The organism is Mycobacterium sp. IDUB_19 (genome assembly GCF_055419445.1).
This window is the reverse complement of sequence record NZ_JBVAXR010000031.1, coordinates 42,554-61,255: the sequence shown is the minus strand read 5'-3', so window position 1 is coordinate 61,255 and position 18,702 is coordinate 42,554. Positions and strand designations below refer to the sequence as shown.

Below are 18,702 nucleotides of genomic sequence, written 5' to 3'. Positions count from 1 at the left end.
CCGTCGCCGGAGCGCGCTTTCACGCTGGCCTCCAGCTTGGCGAGCAGGTCGGAGACATCTTCGGTCTCATCCAGCTCTTTGGGCTTCTCCTCAGTGGTAAATGCCTCTCCACCTTCGAGTTTGGCCTGCACCAGCTCGTGCAGCTGTTCCTGATAGTTGTCGTGGTAACGGTCCGGGTTGAAGTCCTCGGCCATCGACTCCACTACCTGGCCCGCCATCTTGAGCTCCGCGGGCTTGATCTCGACCTCCTTGTCCAGCACCGGAAAGTCGGGGTCGCGGATTTCGTCCGGCCACAACAAGGTGTGGATCACCATGACGTCGCGCTTGCCAAAGTCCTTCACGCGCAACGCCGCCAGGCGGGTCTTGTTGCGCAGCGTGAAATGAACGATCGCCATTCGATCCGTCTCTGCCAGCGTCTTAGCAAGCAGCACATACGATTTCGACGACTTGGAATCGGGCTCCAGGAAATAACTGCGGTCGAACAACATCGGATCGACCTCGCTGGCCGGGACGAATTCCAGCACTTCGATTTCGCGGCTGCGTTCCTCGGGCAAAGTGGAGATGTCGTCGTCGGTGATCACCACCGTCTGGCCGTCGTCGGATTCGTAGGCCCGGGCGATGTCCCGGTATTCGACAACCTCGCCATCCAGCTCGCAGGTCCGCTGATAGCGGATGCGGCCGTTGTCCTTGGCATGCACCTGATGAAACTTGATGTCATGGTCCTCGGTCGCGCTGTACACCTTGACCGGCACGTTCACCAGCCCGAACGCGATAGAACCCTTCCAGATGGAGCGCATGCAGTCAGTATGCCCATACCGCCGCCAGCAAAACAGCCTGACAGGCCCGTGAGCTGGGATTGCGTGGCTTTCACACAGGTCGAGCTCGGCCGCGCGGGCGCTGCGATACTACGTGAAACTTCCTGGGCTAGAAGACGATTGAGTGCGCAGGGCGGCGCGATCGGGTAGATCGGCGCCGGCGCGTCCAACGGTCAGCGCCGACACCAGCCCCGCTGCCTCCAATGCCGCGGTCAGCTCGTCGAGCCGGATCCTGGCCAGGGCGGCCCGCCGGTCACCACCCAACAGGTCCATCTCCCAGAGCGCGTCGAGCAGGCCGACCATGAACGCGTCGCCGGCGCCGATGGTGTCGGCCACCCGGACCTGCTTGGCGGCCACGTGCGCCTCGCCTGTCGCGCAGAACGCCAACGAACCCCGTTCGCCCATCGTCACCGCAACGATCGCCGGGCCCAGGGACAACCAGGTTCGCGCCGTCTGTTCCGGCTCGTGGTCGGGATCGATCCAGCGCAGATCCTCATCGCTGACCTTGACGATGTCGCTGCGCTCGATGAGACGGTCGATCCGCTCGCGCGCCAGATCCCGATTCGCGATCAGCGAGGGCCGCACATTGGGGTCCAGCGTTACCGTGGCCGACACCCGGTAGGCGTCGAGCAACGCCGCGACCGCCAAACATCCCGGCTCCCGCACGGCCGCAATGGACCCGGTGTGCACGAACACTGGCGGGGGAACTTCGGGCGTGCCGGAGAGCCGCCATTCCAGATCGAAGATGTAGCTGGCCGACCCGTCGTCGGCGATCGTCGCTACCGCGGTCGGCGTGCGGGCAGCGGTCACACTGCCCGGAACGAGCCGTGCGCCAGAGGCTTTGACATAGTCCGCGATGCGCCGGCCATACGAGTCGTCGCCGATGTGGGTCAGGAAGTCGATATCGCGGCCCAGCCGGCCGAGTCCGACGGCGACGTTGAGCGGACTGCCACCGACATGTTCGTCGCCCTCGACGATATCGATCAGGGACTCGCCGATCACCAGCCCGCGGGTCATCGCACCAACGCCTCCAGAGTCGCCCGAGCTCCCTTGCGGTGCAACGATTCCAGCGCCCAGCGGTACGCCTGGACGAAGGTGGGTTGCTGGGCCAGATCTCCAAACACCGCGGTGACCTCGATGAAGGCGGTGGGATTCTCGTGCTGCGTCCGGGCGATCGGTACCAGCGAGTCCGCCAGCTGGTCGACCACCTCGAATGGCTTACCCCATTCGTCGGTGCCTTCGGCGTAGCGAGCCCAGCTTGCCACCGTCGCCGCCGCCAGCCGCACCGAGCCATCGCCGGCCAAGTTGTCGTTGATTACCGGCAGCAGCCATTTCGGGATGCGATCCGACGAGTAGGCGCACAGCCGCGCAACGGTGTCGCGTACGCCGGGGTTGGTGAACCGCTCGATCAGCGTGCGGCTGTAGTCATGTAGGTCGATCCCGGGCACCGGCGGCAGCGTCGGGATGGCCTCGGATTCGAAGTAGGCGAGCAAGAACTCGGCGAACAGGGGATCGCGTGCCGCCTCGTGAACGAACTGGAATCCGCACAGATGAGCGAAGTAGGCCAGGCACTGATGCCCCGCGTTGAGCAGTCGCAGCTTCATCAACTCATACGGGGCGACGTCGTCGACCAGCAGCACGCCCGCCCGCTCCAAAGGCGGCCTGTCGCCGCCGAAGTCGTCTTCGAGCACCCATGCGGTGAACGGTTCGGCCACCACTGGCCACCGGTCGTTGACACCGAAGTTGCGCCGCACCTCGGCGGCCATCTCCAGTGTCGTGGCCGGGGTGATCCGGTCGACCATGGAACTCGGGAACCGAACGTGTTCGGCCACCCACTCGGCGAGTCCTGGGTCCCGACTTTCCGCATTGGCGAAGACGGCGCGCTTGGCGATCTCGCCGTTGTTCTCGATGTTGTCGCACGACACGACGGTCGGCGCGGCAATCCCGCGGCGGCGACGCCGGTCCAAAGCCTCGACGATCAACGCGAACGCGGGCCCGTCCGCGTCGCGATAACCGCCCTCGGTGATGGTCAGCGAGATGATTCGGGTGGACGGCGCGGCCAGCACGTCCAATGCCGACTCCGGATCGTCGGGAGCGTAGCGATAGTCGATGATCGAGCCGATCACGTGTGCGTCCCGGCTGCCGTCAGGCTTCTCCAGGACCAGCGTGTAGAGCCCGTCCTGGTCAGTCAGGACGTCGCGCATCGTCCAGTCGCCGGGCATCACGCCGACCCCGCAGATGCCCCACTCGCGCGCCAAACCCTGCTGCAGCAACCGGTCGATGTACATGGCCTGGTGCGCCCGGTGAAAGTGACCGGTCCCGATGTGCGCAATACCGACGCCGATGCTGCTGCGGTCATAGTTGGGCGCTTCGACCGGCAGCGTTGCAAGCGCCGCATTGTTGAGATTGATCGCGTTAGCCACCGTTAGCCAACTCCTCCCCGGGCAGCGCCCGGATCGTTACCGGGCTCCCAGCACCTCTCGACGGTACGTCGACCGCGGGCCGCAAGCCCAGCGGCTTGGATTACTCGCGGACCAGTCGATGCCCTACGGGCGTGGAGAATCTCCAGCCGGCACGGCCGATAACAGCAGGACATCAGCAAGAGCGCGCCACGAATCGGTGATCGCGACTGCGCCGGCATCAATCAATTCTGCACGGCGGCAATCCCGTTCGTCGGGTAGCACGAACATCAGGTTACCGACGGTGGCGTAGCCGGCTGCGACAGCGGAACCAACACCGGCCACGGAATCTTCGATGGCCAGACCTTGCTCGGGTTCGACACCCAGTACCTGGCCGGCATGCAGATACACCGCCGGGTCGGGTTTGCTAGTCGGCACCGGAAGAGAATCCTCCGCGCTGAAGGTCACGGCCGCCGATATCAGCGAGTCGAGGCCGGTGGCAGCGAAGCAGGCATGCAGACGCTTGCTGGCGCTGGAGCTGACCGCCGCGAGTGCGTACTGCGTCGCGAGCTCTCGCAATGGTTCCAGCACTTGCGGATCGGGTGTCAGGCTGACTGCCAGATGAGCGGTGACCTGCTCGCGTTCCTGGAGCACCCATTTCTCAAGTTCGTCGGCGGACAACGCGTTGCCGCTCGCCACGTCACTGTCCGAAGCGACGCGAGCTTCGGCGCGGCCTTGGGCCAACGTCTCATCGAGCGGCACTGCGCACTGCACGGCCAGGTCGAGGGCCGTGGTACGGAAGTTTTTCCCGACGGCCCGCTTACGCAACTCCTCGGAGCTGAGCGGAGACCGCACGTCGAACCTGGCCAGGAAACGATTGGTCACCTCGGTCGATGCGTCGAACGCCGGCCTCTCCGACCCAAACAGGTTGTCATCGGCGTCACAGAGCAGGGTAGTGATCGGCGCCGGGTCGAAGGTGCGCACAAAGGTCAGCCCGCTGTTCATCGCGACACCAACTCTCGCTCGTCGTTGCGCATCGCATTACGCAGCGTGGGCACCACACCGCGCTCGTCGATATCGGCAATCATGTCGCCCAGGCGCTCCGCAAAACCGGGAACCGTGCGTACCTCGGCGAACATCTCATGCCCCAGCAGCGGATCGGGGTTGTCGCTTGCCATGTTGGCCAACCTAACCACCGGTATCGCCTGCGAGTCTTCAAGGCGGAGCTTGCGTCCCTTGAGGTCGTGGCCGCGCATATAACGGGCCCATCCGGCAACAGCCAACATCAGCAGCGTGTGCGGCCTACCCTGCGCGATCGCCTCCTGCAGGGAGGGCAGCACAAACTGCGATATTTTGCTCGTTCCCCGTCGAGCCAGCCGGGACAATTGGTCACTCATTCGGGGGTTGCTGAGGCGATCCAGCAAGGTTCCGCGGTACTCGGGTGTGTTCATCCCGGGGACTGCGGGCAGTAGTGGCTGAATCTCGTCGCGCAGGAGCTGCTCGACGTAGTCGAAGATGACGTGGTCCTGCATCGCTTCGTCGGTGCGCTGGTAGCCCGCCAGTGTGGCCAAACACGCGAGCGCGATGTGGGTTCCGTTGAGCAGACGGGTCTTGATCAGCTTGTGGGCGCTGACATCGGCGACGAATTCGGCACCGACCTCGTCGAGCGGCGGTCGCCCATTGCTGAAGGAATCCTCGATCACCCATTGGCAATACGGTTCGGTCACTACCGGCCATTTGTCGGCGACGCCGAATGTCTGCTCGACGAATTTTCGCTCCGACTTCGAGGTTTGCGGGGTGATGCGATCGACCATGGTCGACGGGAACGCGACGTGCGTGTTGATCCAGCGGGCGAGCCCGGGGTCCTTCAAGGCGGCGAACGACACCAGCGCGGTTCTCGCCGGGTGGGTGTCGCCGGGAATGTTGTCGCAGCAGAGCACGGTGAACGGCGCGATGCCAGCGCGGCGACGCTGGTCGAGCGCCTCGGCCAGATATCCCCAGGCGGTTGCATAGCCATCGGACGCGACGAGGTCGGCGCGTACGTCGGGGTGGTCGGCGTCGAACTCGTCGGTGACCGGATTCAGGAAGTATCCGTTGCCGGTGATGGTCAGGCTGACGATGCGGGTGTGGGGATCTGTCAGGGCGGCGCGCACTGCTGCGCCATCATTCGGTGCGTAGTGAACGGAGCCGATCGAGCCGACTACCCGTGCGGTTTGGCGGTCGTGGCCGCGCTGTACGACGGTGTACAGCCCATCCTGTGCTGACAACAATTCTTTGACGTCGCGGGAACGCAGACTGACGCCGGTAACCCCCCACCGATTGGAAATGCCCGAGCGGGCAAGGTCGTCGAAGTACACCGCCTGATGTGCGCGGTGGAAGTTGCCGGCGCCGATGTGAACGACACCTCGCGCAAGGGCCGACCTGTCGTAGGTAGGGACGTCGACTCGTTGCGAATGCAGTCGCAGTGTCGCGTCGCTCAGGGGGACGCCGCTTTTTGGACGCCAGGGGGAAGGGATTGCGTCAAACATCGTGTTCCTGTGCCCGAGGTGATCGCCGATCCAAACGCGTCGTGGTTGATGTCACATGTAAATCGACGACGCGGGCCGATAATCGGTGGTCAAAGCTGTTAACAGTGTCGAAACGCGTAAGTTGGCTCTCATGGCACCGCGGGTGAAGCTGACCAACCCCGACAAGGTGCTCTACCCTGTGACCGGCACCACCAAGTCCGACATCTTCGACTATTACACCGGTATCGCGGAGGTGATGGTGCCGCACATCGCGGGGCGTGCGGCGACCCGTAAGCGTTGGCCGAATGGCGTTGAGCAGTCTTCGTTTTTCGAAAAGCAGTTGGCCTCCTCGGCTCCCGATTGGTTGCCCCGGGCCAGCGTGACGCATCGCTCCGGAACCACGACGTACCCGATCATCGACAGCGTCGACGGGCTGGCCTGGATCGCGCAGCAGGCAGCGCTGGAGGTGCACGTGCCGCAGTGGCGGTTCGTCGCGCAGTGGACCCGCAGCAAAGCCGAAGAACTCAAGCCCGGCCCGGCAACACGATTGGTGTTCGACTTGGATCCGGGCGAGGGCGTCACGATGGCGCAGCTGGCCGAGGTGGCCCGCGCGGTGCGCGACCTGATCACCGATATCGGGCTGACCACCTTCCCGCTCACCAGCGGCAGCAAGGGCCTGCACCTCTACGCGCCGCTGGATGAGCCGGTGAGCAGTAACGGCGCGACCGTGCTAGCGAAACGGATTGCGCAGCAACTGGAAAAGTCGATGCCCACGTTGGTCACCTCGACGATGACCAAGAGCCTGCGGGCCGGCAAGGTGTTCGTGGACTGGAGCCAGAACAGCGGATCGAAGACCACGATCGCGCCCTACTCGCTGCGCGGGCGGGAACATCCGACCGTCGCGGCGCCACGCACATGGGAGGAGCTAGACGACAAAAAGCTCCGCCAGCTGCGCTACGACGAGGTGCTGGCCCGCGTCGCCCGGGACGGCGACCTGCTGGCGCCGCTGGACGCCGACGCGCCCGTTGCGGATCGGCTGACCAAGTACCGCAGCATGCGCGACGCGGCGAAAACTCCAGAGCCGGTGCCCCATGCTAAACCTACTGCGGGCCAAGGTAATACGTTCGTCATCCAGGAACACCACGCCAGCCGGCTGCATTACGACTTCCGGCTGGAAAAAGACGGCGTGCTGGTGTCGTGGGCGGTGCCGAAAAACCTGCCCGAGACGACGTCGGTGAATCATCTCGCGGTGCACACCGAAGATCATCCACTCGAATACGGCACGTTCGAGGGCAGCATCCCCAAAGGGGAATACGGTGCCGGCAAGGTGGTCATCTGGGATTCCGGCACTTATGACGCCGAGAAGTTCCGCGACGATGAGGTCATCGTGAATCTGCACGGCAGCCGAATTTCCGGGCGCTACGCGCTGATTCAAACCAACGGTAACCAATGGCTGGCGCACCGGATGAAAGACCAGAAGGTCTTCGAGTTCGACGAGGTCGCTCCGATGCTCGCCACGCATGGTTCGGTGGCGGGCCTCAAGGCCGGCCAGTGGGCGTTCGAGGGGAAGTGGGATGGCTATCGGCTGCTGATCGAGGCGGATCGGGGCAGCGTGCGGGTGCGGTCCAGAAGCGGCCGTGACGTCACCAAGGAATACCCGCAATTGCGTTCGCTGGCAGAAGATCTCGCCGAACATCATGTGGTGCTCGACGGCGAGATCGTGGCGTTGGACAAGTCCGGCGTGCCAAGTTTCAGCGAGATGCAGAACCGCAACCGCGCCACGCGCGTCGAGTTCTGGGCATTCGACCTGGTCTACCTGGACGGCCGCTCGTTGCTGCGGGCGAAATACTCCGATCGCCGCAAGCTGCTGGAAACCCTGGGCAGCGCAAGCAGTCTCATCGTTCCCGAGCTGGTGCCCGGCGAGGACGGCGCGCAGGCCCTCGAGCATTCCCGTCAGCACGGCTGGGAGGGCGTGGTTGCCAAGAAACGCGACTCTACCTATCAGCCGGGCCGACGTTCGGCGTCCTGGGTCAAGGACAAGCATTGGAGCACACAGGAAGTCGTCATCGGTGGCTGGAAAGCCGGAGAAGGAGGGCGCACCAGCGGCATCGGCTCGCTGATGGTCGGCATTCCCGGAGACGCCGGGCTGCACTTCGTCGGCAGGGTCGGCACCGGCTTCACCGAACGCGACCTGGCCAACCTCAAAAAGACCCTGGCGCCGCTGCACACCGACGAATCTCCCTTCGATGCCAGGCTGCCGACGCGTGACGCCAAGGGCGTGACGTTCGTCGAGCCGGTTCTGGTCGGCGAGGTGCGCTACAGCGAGTGGACGCCGGATAGTCGCTTGCGCCAACCGAGTTGGCGTGGGCTACGGCCGGACAAGAAGCCAAGTGAGGTGGTGCGCGAATGAAGTGGGTGACATTTCAAGGTGCTGACGGCGAGCGGACCGGGATGCTCTCCGACGACGTGATCCACCCGATGCCGCCGGGTGTGACGCTGCTCGGGCTGCTCGAGCGTGGCGCCGAGGGGCTGCGCCAGGCAGGCGAGGAGGCAATCCGTTCCGGCCCGGTACGTCTGGATGACGTGACACTGATGGCGCCGATCCCGCGGCCACCGTCGATCCGGGATTCCCTGTGCTTCCTGGACCACATGCGCAATTGCCAGGCCACCGTGGGTGCCGGACGGGTACTCAGCGATACCTGGTACCGCATCCCTGCCTTCTATTTCGCTTGTCCGGCAACGGTTCTGGGGCCTTATGACGATGCGCCGATGGCGCCCGGAAGCGCTTGGCAGGACTTCGAATTGGAGATCGCCGCCGTGATCGGGACCCGTGGTAAAGACCTGACGGTCGAGCAGGCCGAACAGGCCATCATCGGCTACACGATCTTCAACGACTGGTCGGCGCGAGACCTGCAGCAGCTGGAAACCCAGTTGGCGATCGGGCAGGGCAAGGGCAAAGACAGCGGAGTCACGCTGGGTCCCTACCTGGTTACGCCCGATGAGCTCGAGCCGTATCGCCACCCCTCCTTTCCTGGCAAACTCGACCTGCAGGTCGCCGCACTGGTCAACGACAGGGAGATCGGGTCGGGTTCGACCGCCCAAATGGATTGGAGCTTCGGCGAAGTCATCTCCTACGTCTCGCGCGGTGTGCAGCTCATACCCGGCGACGTCATCGGATCCGGCACGGTGCCCACCTGCACGCTGGTCGAACACCTCAGCCTCGCGCGGATGGAGTCGTTTCCCGGCTGGCTGCGCGACGGCGACGTCGTGACGCTGCGGGTACAGGGCCTGGGGGAGACCCGGCAAACCGTTCGCGCGAGCAATCCGCCGCACCGGCTCGCGCCCCGGTCCAACCCGGAGGCCGCGCCCGCGCCGGACCGCGTCAACCGCGCGCCCGCACGAGTGCCTTACACCCGTGGGCTGCACGAGGTCGGCGACCGGGTGTGGGCGTGGACGCTGCCGGACGGGGGCTATGGCTGGAGCAACGCCGGACTGGTCGGCGGCGACGGCGCCTCGCTATTGGTCGACACGCTGTTCGACCTCGCGCTGACCCGCGAAATGCTCACCGCGATGCAGCCGATCACCGAGCGCGCGCCGATCACCGACGCGCTGATCACCCACTCCAACGGCGACCACACCCACGGCAACCAACTGCTCGACGCGTCGGTGCGCATCATCGCCGCGCAGGGCACGGCCGACGAGATCGAACACGGGATGGCACCCGAGATGCTGGCCATGGTGCAGACCGCCAATCTCGGCCCGGTCGCGACGCCCTACACGCGAGACCGGTTCGGGCACTTCGACTTCAGCGGCATCCGGGTGCGCAACGCCGACCAGACGTTCGACCGTGACCTGTCCATCGACGTCGGTGGCCGGCGGGTCGAGCTGCTGAACCTGGGTCCCGCGCACACCGCCGCCGACTCCGTGGTGCACGTGCCCGACGCCGGGGTGTTGTTCGGCGGCGATCTGCTGTTCATCGGCTGCACCCCAATCGTGTGGGCGGGCCCGATCGCCAACTGGGTAGCTGCCTGCGATGCGATGATCACGCTGGACGCACCGACGGTCGTACCCGGGCACGGTCCGATTACCGACCCGGACGGGATCCGTGCCGTCCGTGGCTATCTCGCGCACGTTGCCGAGCAAGCCAAGGCCGCCTATGACAAGGGACTGTCGTGGGCCGAGGCCGCCGACACCATCGACCTCGGCGAGTACGCCAGCTGGCTGGACGCCGAGCGGGTGGTAGTCAACGTCTATCAGCGCTATCGCGAACTCGATCCGGACACACCGGAATTGGAGACGATGGCGTTGCTGGTGATGCAGGCCGAGTGGTTGGCCAAACGCGGCTGAGCGCACTCTCGGCGGCGTCGGATGTGCTTCCAGGGCGGGAATTCTGCGCTTTGTCCGCCCTAGACGCACACTCGACGCCCTAGACGCACACTCAGCTAGAGCACGGCAGTCACAAAGCCGATGGTGGCGGCCGGACCCCAGCGATCGGTCGCCTGCAGTTCCGGCAGCCCGGCGGCGGTGAAAAGATCAGCGAGCCGGAACCCGAGCACGTCCCACCCGCGACCGCGCAGATGCGCGCCGACGTCCGTGTGTTCGCCGGGGTAGGTCAAATCGGCGATATCCAAATCCAATCCGTGCCGTCGCCAGCCTTCGGTCATCTTCTGCGCCTGTTCCTGCGACTCCTCGGAGGTTCCGGCGACCATTCCAAAGTCGGCCGCCAGGCGGCTGCCCTTGGCGCTGAGCGAAATGACATTGTCCAGCAGCCGAACCTCGGCCTCCGGCGGCAGGAACCCGATGAGCACGCCCTCGGCGAGCCAGGCCGTGGGCTGCGCGGGGTCGAACCCGGCGACCTGCAGTGCCGCCGGCCAATCCTCGCGGAGGTCGATGCCGACCGTGCGGTGCTCGGCGGTGGGTTTGGCGCCGATCTTCGACAGCGTCGAGGTCTTGAACTCGATCACTTCCGGCTGGTCGATCTCATACACCGTCGTCCCGTCCGGCCAGGCAAGCCGGTAGGCGCGGCTGTCCAGCCCCGCGGCGACGATGACGACCTGCCGGATGCCCGCATCGGTGACTTGGGCGAAGTAATCGTCGAAAAACCGGGCGCGGGCGGCGAACACGTCGGTCATCCGCGGGATGCCCAGCTCGGCGTCGGCGTCGTCGTCGAGTTCGCCCGCGGCCACGCGACTGAACAGGTCGATCCCGACGGCACGCACCAGCGGCTCGGCGAATGGGTCGTTGATGACCGGCTGCGGACGTTTGGTCGCGGCAGCCCGCGCGGCGGCGACCATGGTGGCGGTGGCCCCGACGCTGTTGGCCGGGTCCCAGGTGTCGCCCTCGCTTCGTGCCATGGTTTCTCCTTCGATGTCGAGTCGAAACCACGGTATGCCCGCTCGGTAAATATCCACGTCGCATACGGTTTTCGTATGCCTGCAGTGGAATTGGAATCTCTCGAGGACAACATCGCCTGTATCACCCTGAACCGGCCGGAGCGTCTCAACGCGATCGACGGGTCGTTGATCGACGGCGTGGACGCCGCCCTGGACGTGCTCAGCGGCGGTCAATACCGGGTCGCGATCATCACCGGCGCCGGCCGCGGATTCTGCGCCGGCGCCGATCTGAGCGGCACCGGCCAGGCCTGGACACAGCCGGCCAGCCCGGACACCCCGCCGTTCAAAATCAACTATGACGCTCAGGTCCGGCTGGCCAATCTCTACACCCGGATCTACGAACTGGACATCCCGGTGATCGCCGCGGTCAACGGCGTCGCCGTCGGAGGTGGGCTGGCGTTCACGCTGGTCAGCGATATCCGGGTGGCGTCCGACCAGGCCCGCTTCGGATCGGTCTTCATCAAGGCCGGCTTCTCGTCGATGGACATGGGCACCAGCTACCTGCTGCCGAAAATCGTCGGCGCCGGCGTAGCGCGCGAGCTCATGCTGACCGGCCGCATCATCGCCGCGGACGAGGCCTATCGCATCAAGCTGGTGCACGAGGTGGTCGCACCGGACGACCTGATGCCGGCGGCGCTCAAGCTGGCCCGCTCGATCGCCGAGAACAACGCTTACGGCGTGTGGCAGACCAAGATTGGACTCAACGCGGCGCTGGACGCGCCCAGTTTGCGGCATGCCATCGAGATCGAGAACCGCACTCAGATCCTCAGCGGTTTCACCAACAACCCGGTCGAGGCGGCCAAAGCGCACATGGAAAAGCGGGCTCCCAAGTGGGATCCGCTGTGACCGCCGCTAGACCTTCGCGATGACGTTCTCGGCAAACATCTCGAGGTTGCGGATCTTGCTTTCCAGCGGCTCGGTGTCGTTGCCCTTGATGTAGGGAATGCGGAAGCCGACGATGGCATCGGTGACGCCCTTGTCCTCCAGCCGCTTGATGCCATCGGCGGTGTAGGCGTCGGCCGAGATCACGTGGATCTGGAACGGGCCGGTCTTGCCCGCTTCTTCGCGGTATTGCTTGAGCTTGGCGATGAGTCCGTCGAGTTCCTCCGGGTCGCCGCCACCGTGCATCCAGCCGTCCAGGCGAGCCGCGCGGCGCAGTGCCGCGTCGGCGTGCCCGCCGATCAGGACCGGGATCGGCTCGGTCGGAGCCGGCGTCATCTTCGTCTTGGGGATGTCGTAGAACTCGCCGTGGAACTCGAAGTACTCGCCGCTGGTGAGTCCCTGGATGATCTCGATGCATTCGTCCATGCGCTTGCCGCGCTTGGCGAATGGGACGCCCAGCAGCTCGTAGTCCTCCGGCCACGGGCTGGTGCCGACCCCGAAGCCCACCCGGTTGTTGGTCAACGCGGCCAACGATCCGATCTGCTTGGCCACCAGCGCCGGCGGGCGGATGGGCAGCTTGAGGACGAAGAAGTTGAAGTGCAGCTTCGTCGTCACCGCGCCCAAAGCCCCTGTCAGCACGAAGGTTTCGATGAATTCCTTGCCGTCCAGGAACTCGCGATTGCCGTCCGGGGTGTACGGGTACTTCGAGTCGGACTCGAAGGGGTAGGCGATGCTGTCGGCGATCGTCATCGCGTGGTACCCGGCCGCCTCGGCAGCCTGGGCCAGCGGGATGTAGTACCGGTGGTCGGTCATCGCCTCTGCGTAGGTGAACCGCACGTCATCCGCCTTCCTGTGGGGGCCGTCACACGACACTAGAACGTGTTCTAGTTTGGCTTGCGGGCGGGTCCCCTCACAACTCTCGCCAGGGGGTGAAGCGGCCCGGTTACAGCTGGTTCTCGGGGCCGATAACGGCCCAGACCGTCTTGCCCGACGCGGTCGGGGTGCTGTCCCACGCGCGGGAGAGCGCGTCGACGATCGCCAAGCCGGACACGTCGATACCCTTGTCCGGCGACGGCAGCCGCACGGCGGGCGAGGTGCTCTCATCGGAGACCGCGATGGTCGCCGTTTCGCCGTCGGATTCGATCCGCATCTTCGGGACACTTCCGGTGTGTTCGAGCACGTTTTCCACGAACACATTGACGACCACGAGCGCGACCGGAATGAGCCCGGGTTGCTTCCATTCAGTTAGCCACTCGCGAACCAGCCGGCGTGATTCGCGCAGGCTGGTCAGGTTCGCGGGCAGCTCGGCATCGGCGCGCTGGATGGTCTGACGGGTGAGCTTGCCGAGCGCTTTCAAGGCCCCTTTTTCGGTCGAATAGACCGGCATGAAACGCGTGACTTCGCTGCGGGTGATCGCCTCACGGGTGGTGCGATGCGCGCTGACCAGCACAATCGGAACCTTGGTCTGGGTGCCGAGCTGCAAGTGGGCGCTGATGAAGGCCGACCATGCCGACTCGGCGGGCACCTTGAGTTCGCTGATGTTGACGATGACGGCCGTCGGCTTTTGCAGGGTTGCCTTGGAGATGCTGTCGCGCAGCGCCCCGGAGTTGCTGGCGTCAAGCACGCCGCCGACGGTCAGGACGGCGACCGAATCGTCGGTCCGGGTCGCAACGGCCAGCGAGCTCGGCGACTCAGCTACCGCACTCACGCTAGGCACTCCTTTCCGTCTAGGACATTATCCCTGCTTATGGCGCCCGACGATGTAGCGGTTTATGAACGCGTGTCCTAATTGCGGTTAGGGCACACGAATCCTAGCGCGGTCGGAAAGCACCTGAACGTCTCGATGCGGCATTCCATCTCCTGCTCCTCGAATTCCCACTCGGCAAGCCAAATAAGGAACCGCCCCCCGGCGGCAGAGACTTCTCACGTTAGTTGAGTGACATCGATGCCACCAGATCAGAGACTTCAGGATTGCGTCATCGCGTAGGGCGGAGCGCCCACGCCGGCGACCGCATGAGTGCCCCACGGCGTTTGCTCGACGATGCGGGCCGCTGCACTGTGTTCGCCCACGGTCAGCGTCGCCGTTCGAATCTGATTGAGCACGTCGTCCGGCAGGGGCTGGGCTGGGGAGCTAAAAAGCGTTCCCTGCCAGTGGTAACGGCCGTCGATCGGGTCGAGGCGACCGGCCAGTCGCACCCGCACCGGATGCGACGTACCGGCGATGGTCAGCGTCGCCATGCCGTCGTAGATCTCATTGCTGGAGGGAGCGTTCGATGACAGGTCGAACGCCGATGCCACCCGGAATGGTTGAGCCGGTTGGAAATGGGCACGCTCGTTGAATACCGCCTGACTGCTGCGCAGTACTTCGATGCGGGTGCTGCCGCTGCGTGTCATCAGCCCGAGGCATTCGACGGCATAGCGCGTTTGGGCATCGGCATCGGGCCCGGTGATCAAGAAGTAGTTGGGGAACCCGTGAAGCGCGACGCCCAGGAACGGCTCCGTGCCGTCGACCCAGGCCTGTTTGATGGACAATCCGCCGGCGCCGATCAACTCGGCGGCCTGATCGGGGATCGTGAACCCGGTGCCGTAGATGATCGCGTCGGCTTGGTGGTCGACCCCGTCGCTGGTGCGGATGCCCGACGGGGTGATGGCGCTGATCGCCGATGTCAAGAGCGCCGGCCGAGAAAGTCGGCGGCCCAGCGCCGCTCGAGCATGGCGGCCTAGCCAGCGCTTGACCCGGGTTTCCGGAAACGGCAACTCGGCGACGATCCGGCGCGGTGGATGCGCGAATACCGTGACCGAGGCCGCTACCGAAATCAGCTGCCCGAGGTAATGACCCGCGGCGGAATCGGTTCCGATGACCGCGATGTGTTTGCCGGCCGGATCGAAATCGGCGTGCCACTGCGCCGCGTGAAACGACGTGCCGCGAAAGTCGTTGCGCCCGGCCAGCTCCGGCGTCCACGCAGCGAGCACTTGGTGGGCCGCGATGACCGCCCGGCCGTGGAACGTCTCGCCCGCTGCGGTGCGCAATTCCCAGGTTTCGGTGTCGTCGTCAAACCGCGAGCTGATCACGGGTGATTTATCGAGAACGACGACATCGGTGATGCCCGCCGCCAGCAGTTCGGTTGCGGTGCCCCGGGCACCCGCGCCGATGACGATGACCTGGGGCGGGCTCACAGAAAGTTGGTGCGCTTCCAGCCGCGACGCGCGATCGGGCCCAGCAGGCCTATCTCGGTCAAAAACGCTGCGAGCGGGGCAAAGCCGGCCGTCTGGGTTTCGCGGCGGTGCGGGCTGCTGCGTGCCGTCGCCCGCGCCAGTTTGGGATCCAGGCCCGTCCGCGCGTAGGGGATCGGATTGCTGAACAGGTAACGGAAGAAGTACCCGCCGAGGCCGTTGATGTTGGCCATGAAGAATCTGTTGAGGCGCGGCATCTTCTGGGCCCGCTTGCGGGCGCCGTCGCGCGCGAACTGGATATGGCGAGCCTCTTCGGTGACGTGAATTCGCATGAGCCGCTGGATAATCGGCTGCAGTTCCGGGTCGTCCATCATCTGTCGTTGCAGCGAATCGAAAATCTCTTCACCGATCAGGGCGGCGATCCACAGCATCGAGCCGCGCTGGAACGCCAGCGGCAGGGTGTTGATGATCATCCGGTGCAACAGCCGCGGCCGTACCGGCTTGGCGCCGATGCGCTCGATGGCTTTGCCGAACATCACCATGTGCCGGGTTTCGTCGCCCAGCTCGGTCAGCTTGTAGTGCGTCGAGGAGCTCGTCGGGTCCTCGTGCAGGATCGTGCGCAACAACGACTGGTTGAGCATGTTCTCAAACCAGATTCCGGCCGACAACGTGTTGACCAATTCCTGGCGGGACAGCTCGATTTGTTGCTCGCGGGTCATCGCGTCCCACATCGGGGTGCCGTACAGCGAGACCAGCCGAGGCGGCAGATAGAACTTGTCCGGGTCCAGCGGGGCATCCCAGTCGATGTCGACGATCGGTTCGTAGGACTTTTTGACCGAGCCCTTCAGTAACCGCTCCGAAAACTCTTCACGACTCGGCCCGCCTGGCCGCACCGCTGACGTCATAGCGCCGCTCTTCTTCATCGCTTCGCTCTGCATCGTCTCGGCGCGGGTCATCGCTGGCGTCCCTTCATTGGGTGCTTCAGACGGTACCCATGGTACCGGGTACTTATGGTCCCGACTAGGTGTTCGAGGTTGCGATTCGGCAATCTGACGGGGAACAAGCAGCAGGAGGTACAGCGTGAGTCGGCATATCCACGTGATCGGCATCGGCGCGGGAGACCCCGACCACGTGACCATTCAGGCGATCGAGGCTCTTAACGACACCCAGGTGTTCTTCGTGATGGACAAGGGCGACGCCAAGAGCGACCTGGTGGCGCTGCGACGGGAGATCTGCGCGCGGTTCATCCGCGAGCCGGGCTATCGATTCGTGGAGTTGACCGATCCAAAGCGGTCGAGCCCCGGCGACCAGCAAGGCGATTACCGCGAAGCGGTCTTCGACTGGCATGCGGCGCGGACGCGGATCTGGGCGCGGGCCATCGAGACCGAGCTGGGACCCGACGGCGTCGGCGCCTTCCTGGCCTGGGGCGACCCATCGCTGTACGACAGCACGCTGCGGATCCTCGACGCGGTCGCCGCCAAGGTCGACTTCACGTTCGACGTCGTTCCGGGCATCACCGCGATCCAGGCGCTGACGGCTCGACACCGCATCCCGCTCAACGACGTCGGTGAGCCCGTGCTGATCACCACCGGTCGGCAGCTGCGCACGCACGGGTTGTCGGGCTCGGCGGTGGTGATGCTCGATGCCGACTGCAGTTTTCAGGCCTGCCCCGCCGACACCCGGATCTGGTGGGGCGCCTACCTGGGCACCGACGACGAACTGCTGGTGGCGGGCACTGTCGGCGACGTGGGGCCGCGTATCGTGGCGCTGCGCTCCGAGGCCCGCACCCGGCACGGATGGATCATGGATACCTATTTATTACGGGCGCCGTGAGCCTCGATGGACACTTCACAGTTGTGATCGGCAAACTGAATGTGTGCCCGAACTGCCCGAGATCGAAGCGCTGGTCGCCCACTTGCGGCGCCATGCCGTGGGTTCGACCATCGGCCGCGTCGATGTCGGGGCGCTGTCCGTCCTGAAAACCTTCGATCCGCCGATCACCGCCCTGCATGGGCAGACCGTTACCGCGGCCAACCGCTGGGGCAAGTACCTGGGGCTGCAGGCCGGGAATCTGCTGCTGATCGCCCACCTGTCGCGGGCGGGCTGGTTGCGCTGGTCGGACAAACTCGCCCCGGCGCCGCTGCGGCCGGGCAAGGGGCCCATCGCGCTGCGCGTGCACCTGGGTGTTCCCGGTAGTGCACCGGGCTTCGACCTCACCGAGGCCGGCACCCAGAAGCGGCTGGCGGTCTGGCTGGTCGACGACCCCGAGCAGGTGCCGGGCATCGCGGCGCTGGGCCCGGACGCCCTGGATCTGAGCGTCGACGACCTGGCCGGCCTGCTGGCCGGCAATACCGGGCGGATCAAGACCGTCATCACCGACCAGAAGGTGATTGCCGGGATCGGCAATGCCTACAGCGACGAAATCCTGCACGTCGCCAAGGTCTCGCCGTTCGCCACGGCCGGGAAGCTGACCAGCGAACAGCTCGCCACCCTGCACGACGCCATGATCTCGGTGCTGACCGACGCGGTGAACCGCTCCGTCGGCCAGGGTGCCGCGATGCTCAAAGGGGAGAAGCGCTCCGGACTGCGGGTGCACGCGCGCACCGGGCTGCCCTGCCCGGTGTGCGGGGACACCGTCCGGGAAGTGTCGTTCGCGGACAAGTCTTTTCAGTACTGCCCGACATGCCAGACCGGCGGCAAGGTGCTGGCCGATCGGCGCATGTCACGGCTGCTCAAGTAGCCGATCGTCGCCGAACTTGACACCTGTCGATATGCTGCCCGGGTGACTCGCCAAAAGATCCTCATCACCGGCGCCAGTTCCGGCCTCGGCGCCGGCATGGCGCGTTCCTTTGCCGCGAAAGGTCGCGACCTGGCGCTGTGCGCCCGGCGCACCGACCGCCTCGATGAGCTGAAAGCCGAGCTCTCGCAGCAGTATCCCGCGATCAAGATCGCGGTCGCCGCGCTGGACGTCAGGGACCACGAGCAGGTGCCGAAGGTGTTCGCGGAGCTGAGCGATGAGCTCGGCGGCATCGACCGCGTCATCGTCAACGCCGGCATCGGCAGCGGAGCCCGGCTGGGATCGGGCAAGCTGTGGGCGAACAAGAAGACCATCGAGACCAATCTGTTGGCCGCGCTGGTGCAGATCGAGACGGCCCTGGAGATGTTCACCAAGAGCGGCTCGGGGCACCTGGTGCTGATCTCATCGGTGCTCGGGAACACCGGAGTCCCCGGCGTCAAAGCCGCTTACTGCGCAAGCAAGGCGGGGCTCAGCTCGCTGGGCGAGTCGCTACGCGCCGAGTACGCCAAAGGCCCGATCAAGGTCTCGGTGATCGAGCCGGGCTATATCGAGTCGGAGATGACCGCCAAATCGGCGAGCACAATGCTGATGGTGGACAACGAAACTGGCGTCAAGGCGCTGGTCGACGCCATCGAGCGCGAGCCCGGCCGGGCGGTGGTGCCGCGCTGGCCGTGGGCGCCACTGGCGCAGCTGATGCGGGTGCTGCCGCCGCCACTGACCAAGCGCTTCGCCTAA

The 18,702-nt window shown here is 65.3% G+C and carries 16 protein-coding genes and 1 pseudogene; 7 read left to right on the top strand and 10 right to left on the bottom strand.

Features of this window, described 5'->3' with window-relative positions; translation table 11 throughout:
* From ku to ACZY0B_RS21000, 5 genes are all read right to left on the bottom strand, one after another.
* Positions 1-797: non-homologous end joining protein Ku (gene ku / locus ACZY0B_RS21020; protein ID WP_463766141.1), on the bottom strand; the 797-nt coding region annotated here is incomplete at its 3' end.
* A 108-nt stretch (positions 798-905) separates the two neighbouring features.
* Positions 906-1,832: a carbohydrate kinase family protein gene (locus ACZY0B_RS21015; RefSeq protein ID WP_463766140.1), complete on the bottom strand. Its 927-nt coding sequence runs from the start codon at positions 1,830-1,832 to the stop codon at positions 906-908.
* Entirely contained in the window at positions 1,829-3,226 is a 1,398-nt protein-coding gene (locus ACZY0B_RS21010) for a mannitol dehydrogenase family protein (protein ID WP_463766149.1), read from the bottom strand. The genes ACZY0B_RS21015 and ACZY0B_RS21010 overlap by 4 nt, the downstream gene beginning before the upstream one ends.
* A gap of 135 nt (positions 3,227-3,361) precedes the next feature.
* A complete protein-coding gene (locus ACZY0B_RS21005) occupies positions 3,362-4,219 on the bottom strand; it encodes an HAD-IA family hydrolase (protein WP_463766139.1) in 858 nt (285 codons plus the stop codon).
* The gene (locus ACZY0B_RS21000) at positions 4,216-5,742 is read right to left on the bottom strand and encodes a mannitol dehydrogenase family protein (protein ID WP_463766138.1); all 1,527 of its coding nucleotides are present in this window, start codon (positions 5,740-5,742) and stop codon (positions 4,216-4,218) included. The genes ACZY0B_RS21005 and ACZY0B_RS21000 overlap by 4 nt, the downstream gene beginning before the upstream one ends.
* A gap of 130 nt (positions 5,743-5,872) precedes the next feature.
* Between ACZY0B_RS21000 and ACZY0B_RS20995 the strand changes: the two genes are divergently transcribed.
* Both ACZY0B_RS20995 and ACZY0B_RS20990 read left to right on the top strand, forming a co-directional pair.
* Positions 5,873-8,131, top strand: coding sequence for an ATP-dependent DNA ligase (locus tag ACZY0B_RS20995; protein ID WP_463766137.1), 2,259 nt, complete (start codon positions 5,873-5,875; stop codon positions 8,129-8,131).
* A complete protein-coding gene (locus ACZY0B_RS20990; RefSeq protein ID WP_463766135.1) occupies positions 8,128-10,068 on the top strand; it encodes a fumarylacetoacetate hydrolase family protein in 1,941 nt (646 codons plus the stop codon). The genes ACZY0B_RS20995 and ACZY0B_RS20990 overlap by 4 nt, the downstream gene beginning before the upstream one ends.
* Before the next feature lie 95 nt (positions 10,069-10,163).
* Here ACZY0B_RS20990 and ACZY0B_RS20985 read toward each other — a convergent pair whose 3' ends face one another.
* Positions 10,164-11,075, bottom strand: coding sequence for an SAM-dependent methyltransferase (locus ACZY0B_RS20985; RefSeq protein ID WP_463766134.1), 912 nt, complete (start codon positions 11,073-11,075; stop codon positions 10,164-10,166).
* A 75-nt stretch (positions 11,076-11,150) separates the two neighbouring features.
* Here ACZY0B_RS20985 and ACZY0B_RS20980 point away from each other — a divergent pair, with 75 nt between their 5' ends.
* A complete protein-coding gene (locus tag ACZY0B_RS20980; RefSeq protein ID WP_463766133.1) occupies positions 11,151-11,960 on the top strand; it encodes an enoyl-CoA hydratase/isomerase family protein in 810 nt (269 codons plus the stop codon).
* A gap of 6 nt (positions 11,961-11,966) precedes the next feature.
* Here ACZY0B_RS20980 and ACZY0B_RS20975 read toward each other — a convergent pair whose 3' ends face one another.
* The 4 genes from ACZY0B_RS20975 to ACZY0B_RS20960 all read right to left on the bottom strand — a co-directional run bounded on the left by ACZY0B_RS20975 (position 11,967) and on the right by ACZY0B_RS20960 (position 16,075).
* Positions 11,967-12,833 (bottom strand): LLM class flavin-dependent oxidoreductase, encoded by an 867-nt coding sequence (locus tag ACZY0B_RS20975; RefSeq protein WP_463766132.1) that lies wholly within the window; start codon positions 12,831-12,833, stop codon positions 11,967-11,969.
* A gap of 106 nt (positions 12,834-12,939) precedes the next feature.
* Positions 12,940-13,704, bottom strand: a complete 765-nt coding sequence (locus tag ACZY0B_RS20970; RefSeq protein WP_463766131.1) for an STAS domain-containing protein — start codon at positions 13,702-13,704, stop codon at positions 12,940-12,942.
* A 257-nt stretch (positions 13,705-13,961) separates the two neighbouring features.
* Complete coding sequence (locus ACZY0B_RS20965) at positions 13,962-14,945, bottom strand: DUF4873 domain-containing protein (RefSeq protein WP_463766148.1); 984 nt, start codon at positions 14,943-14,945, stop codon at positions 13,962-13,964.
* Positions 14,946-15,169: 224 nt separating this feature from the next.
* Positions 15,170-16,075, bottom strand: coding sequence for an AurF N-oxygenase family protein (locus ACZY0B_RS20960; RefSeq protein WP_463766147.1), 906 nt, complete (start codon positions 16,073-16,075; stop codon positions 15,170-15,172).
* 175 nt (positions 16,076-16,250) lie between these two features.
* On the opposite strand from ACZY0B_RS20960, the gene cobF reads away from it, so the two are divergent.
* From cobF to ACZY0B_RS20940, 4 genes and pseudogenes are all read left to right on the top strand, one after another.
* Positions 16,251-17,003: a precorrin-6A synthase (deacetylating) gene (gene cobF, locus ACZY0B_RS20955; protein WP_463766129.1), complete on the top strand. Its 753-nt coding sequence runs from the start codon at positions 16,251-16,253 to the stop codon at positions 17,001-17,003.
* 43 nt (positions 17,004-17,046) lie between these two features.
* Positions 17,047-17,292: pseudogene (locus ACZY0B_RS20950) on the top strand (DNA-formamidopyrimidine glycosylase family protein); the annotation flags it as partial.
* Between the two features lie 150 nt (positions 17,293-17,442).
* Entirely contained in the window at positions 17,443-17,910 is a 468-nt protein-coding gene (locus ACZY0B_RS20945) for a zinc finger domain-containing protein (RefSeq protein ID WP_463766146.1), read from the top strand.
* Between the two features lie 42 nt (positions 17,911-17,952).
* Positions 17,953-18,702: an SDR family oxidoreductase gene (locus tag ACZY0B_RS20940; protein WP_463766128.1), complete on the top strand. Its 750-nt coding sequence runs from the start codon at positions 17,953-17,955 to the stop codon at positions 18,700-18,702.

What these genes read in the sequence shown, in the direction of transcription:
- ACZY0B_RS20980 (WP_463766133.1), top strand. Translation starts at nt 11,151, where the DNA reads ATGCCTGCAGTGGAATTGGAATCTCTCGAGGACAACATCGCCTGTATC.
- ACZY0B_RS21000 (WP_463766138.1), bottom strand. Translation starts at nt 5,742, where the DNA reads ATGTTTGACGCAATCCCTTCCCCCTGGCGTCCAAAAAGCGGCGTCCCC.
- ACZY0B_RS20960 (WP_463766147.1), bottom strand. Translation starts at nt 16,075, where the DNA reads ATGACGTCAGCGGTGCGGCCAGGCGGGCCGAGTCGTGAAGAGTTTTCG.
- ACZY0B_RS21005 (WP_463766139.1), bottom strand. Translation starts at nt 4,219, where the DNA reads ATGAACAGCGGGCTGACCTTTGTGCGCACCTTCGACCCGGCGCCGATC.
- ACZY0B_RS20995 (WP_463766137.1), top strand. Translation starts at nt 5,873, where the DNA reads ATGGCACCGCGGGTGAAGCTGACCAACCCCGACAAGGTGCTCTACCCT.
- ACZY0B_RS21015 (WP_463766140.1), bottom strand. Translation starts at nt 1,832, where the DNA reads ATGACCCGCGGGCTGGTGATCGGCGAGTCCCTGATCGATATCGTCGAG.
- ACZY0B_RS20990 (WP_463766135.1), top strand. Translation starts at nt 8,128, where the DNA reads ATGAAGTGGGTGACATTTCAAGGTGCTGACGGCGAGCGGACCGGGATG.
- ACZY0B_RS20985 (WP_463766134.1), bottom strand. Translation starts at nt 11,075, where the DNA reads ATGGCACGAAGCGAGGGCGACACCTGGGACCCGGCCAACAGCGTCGGG.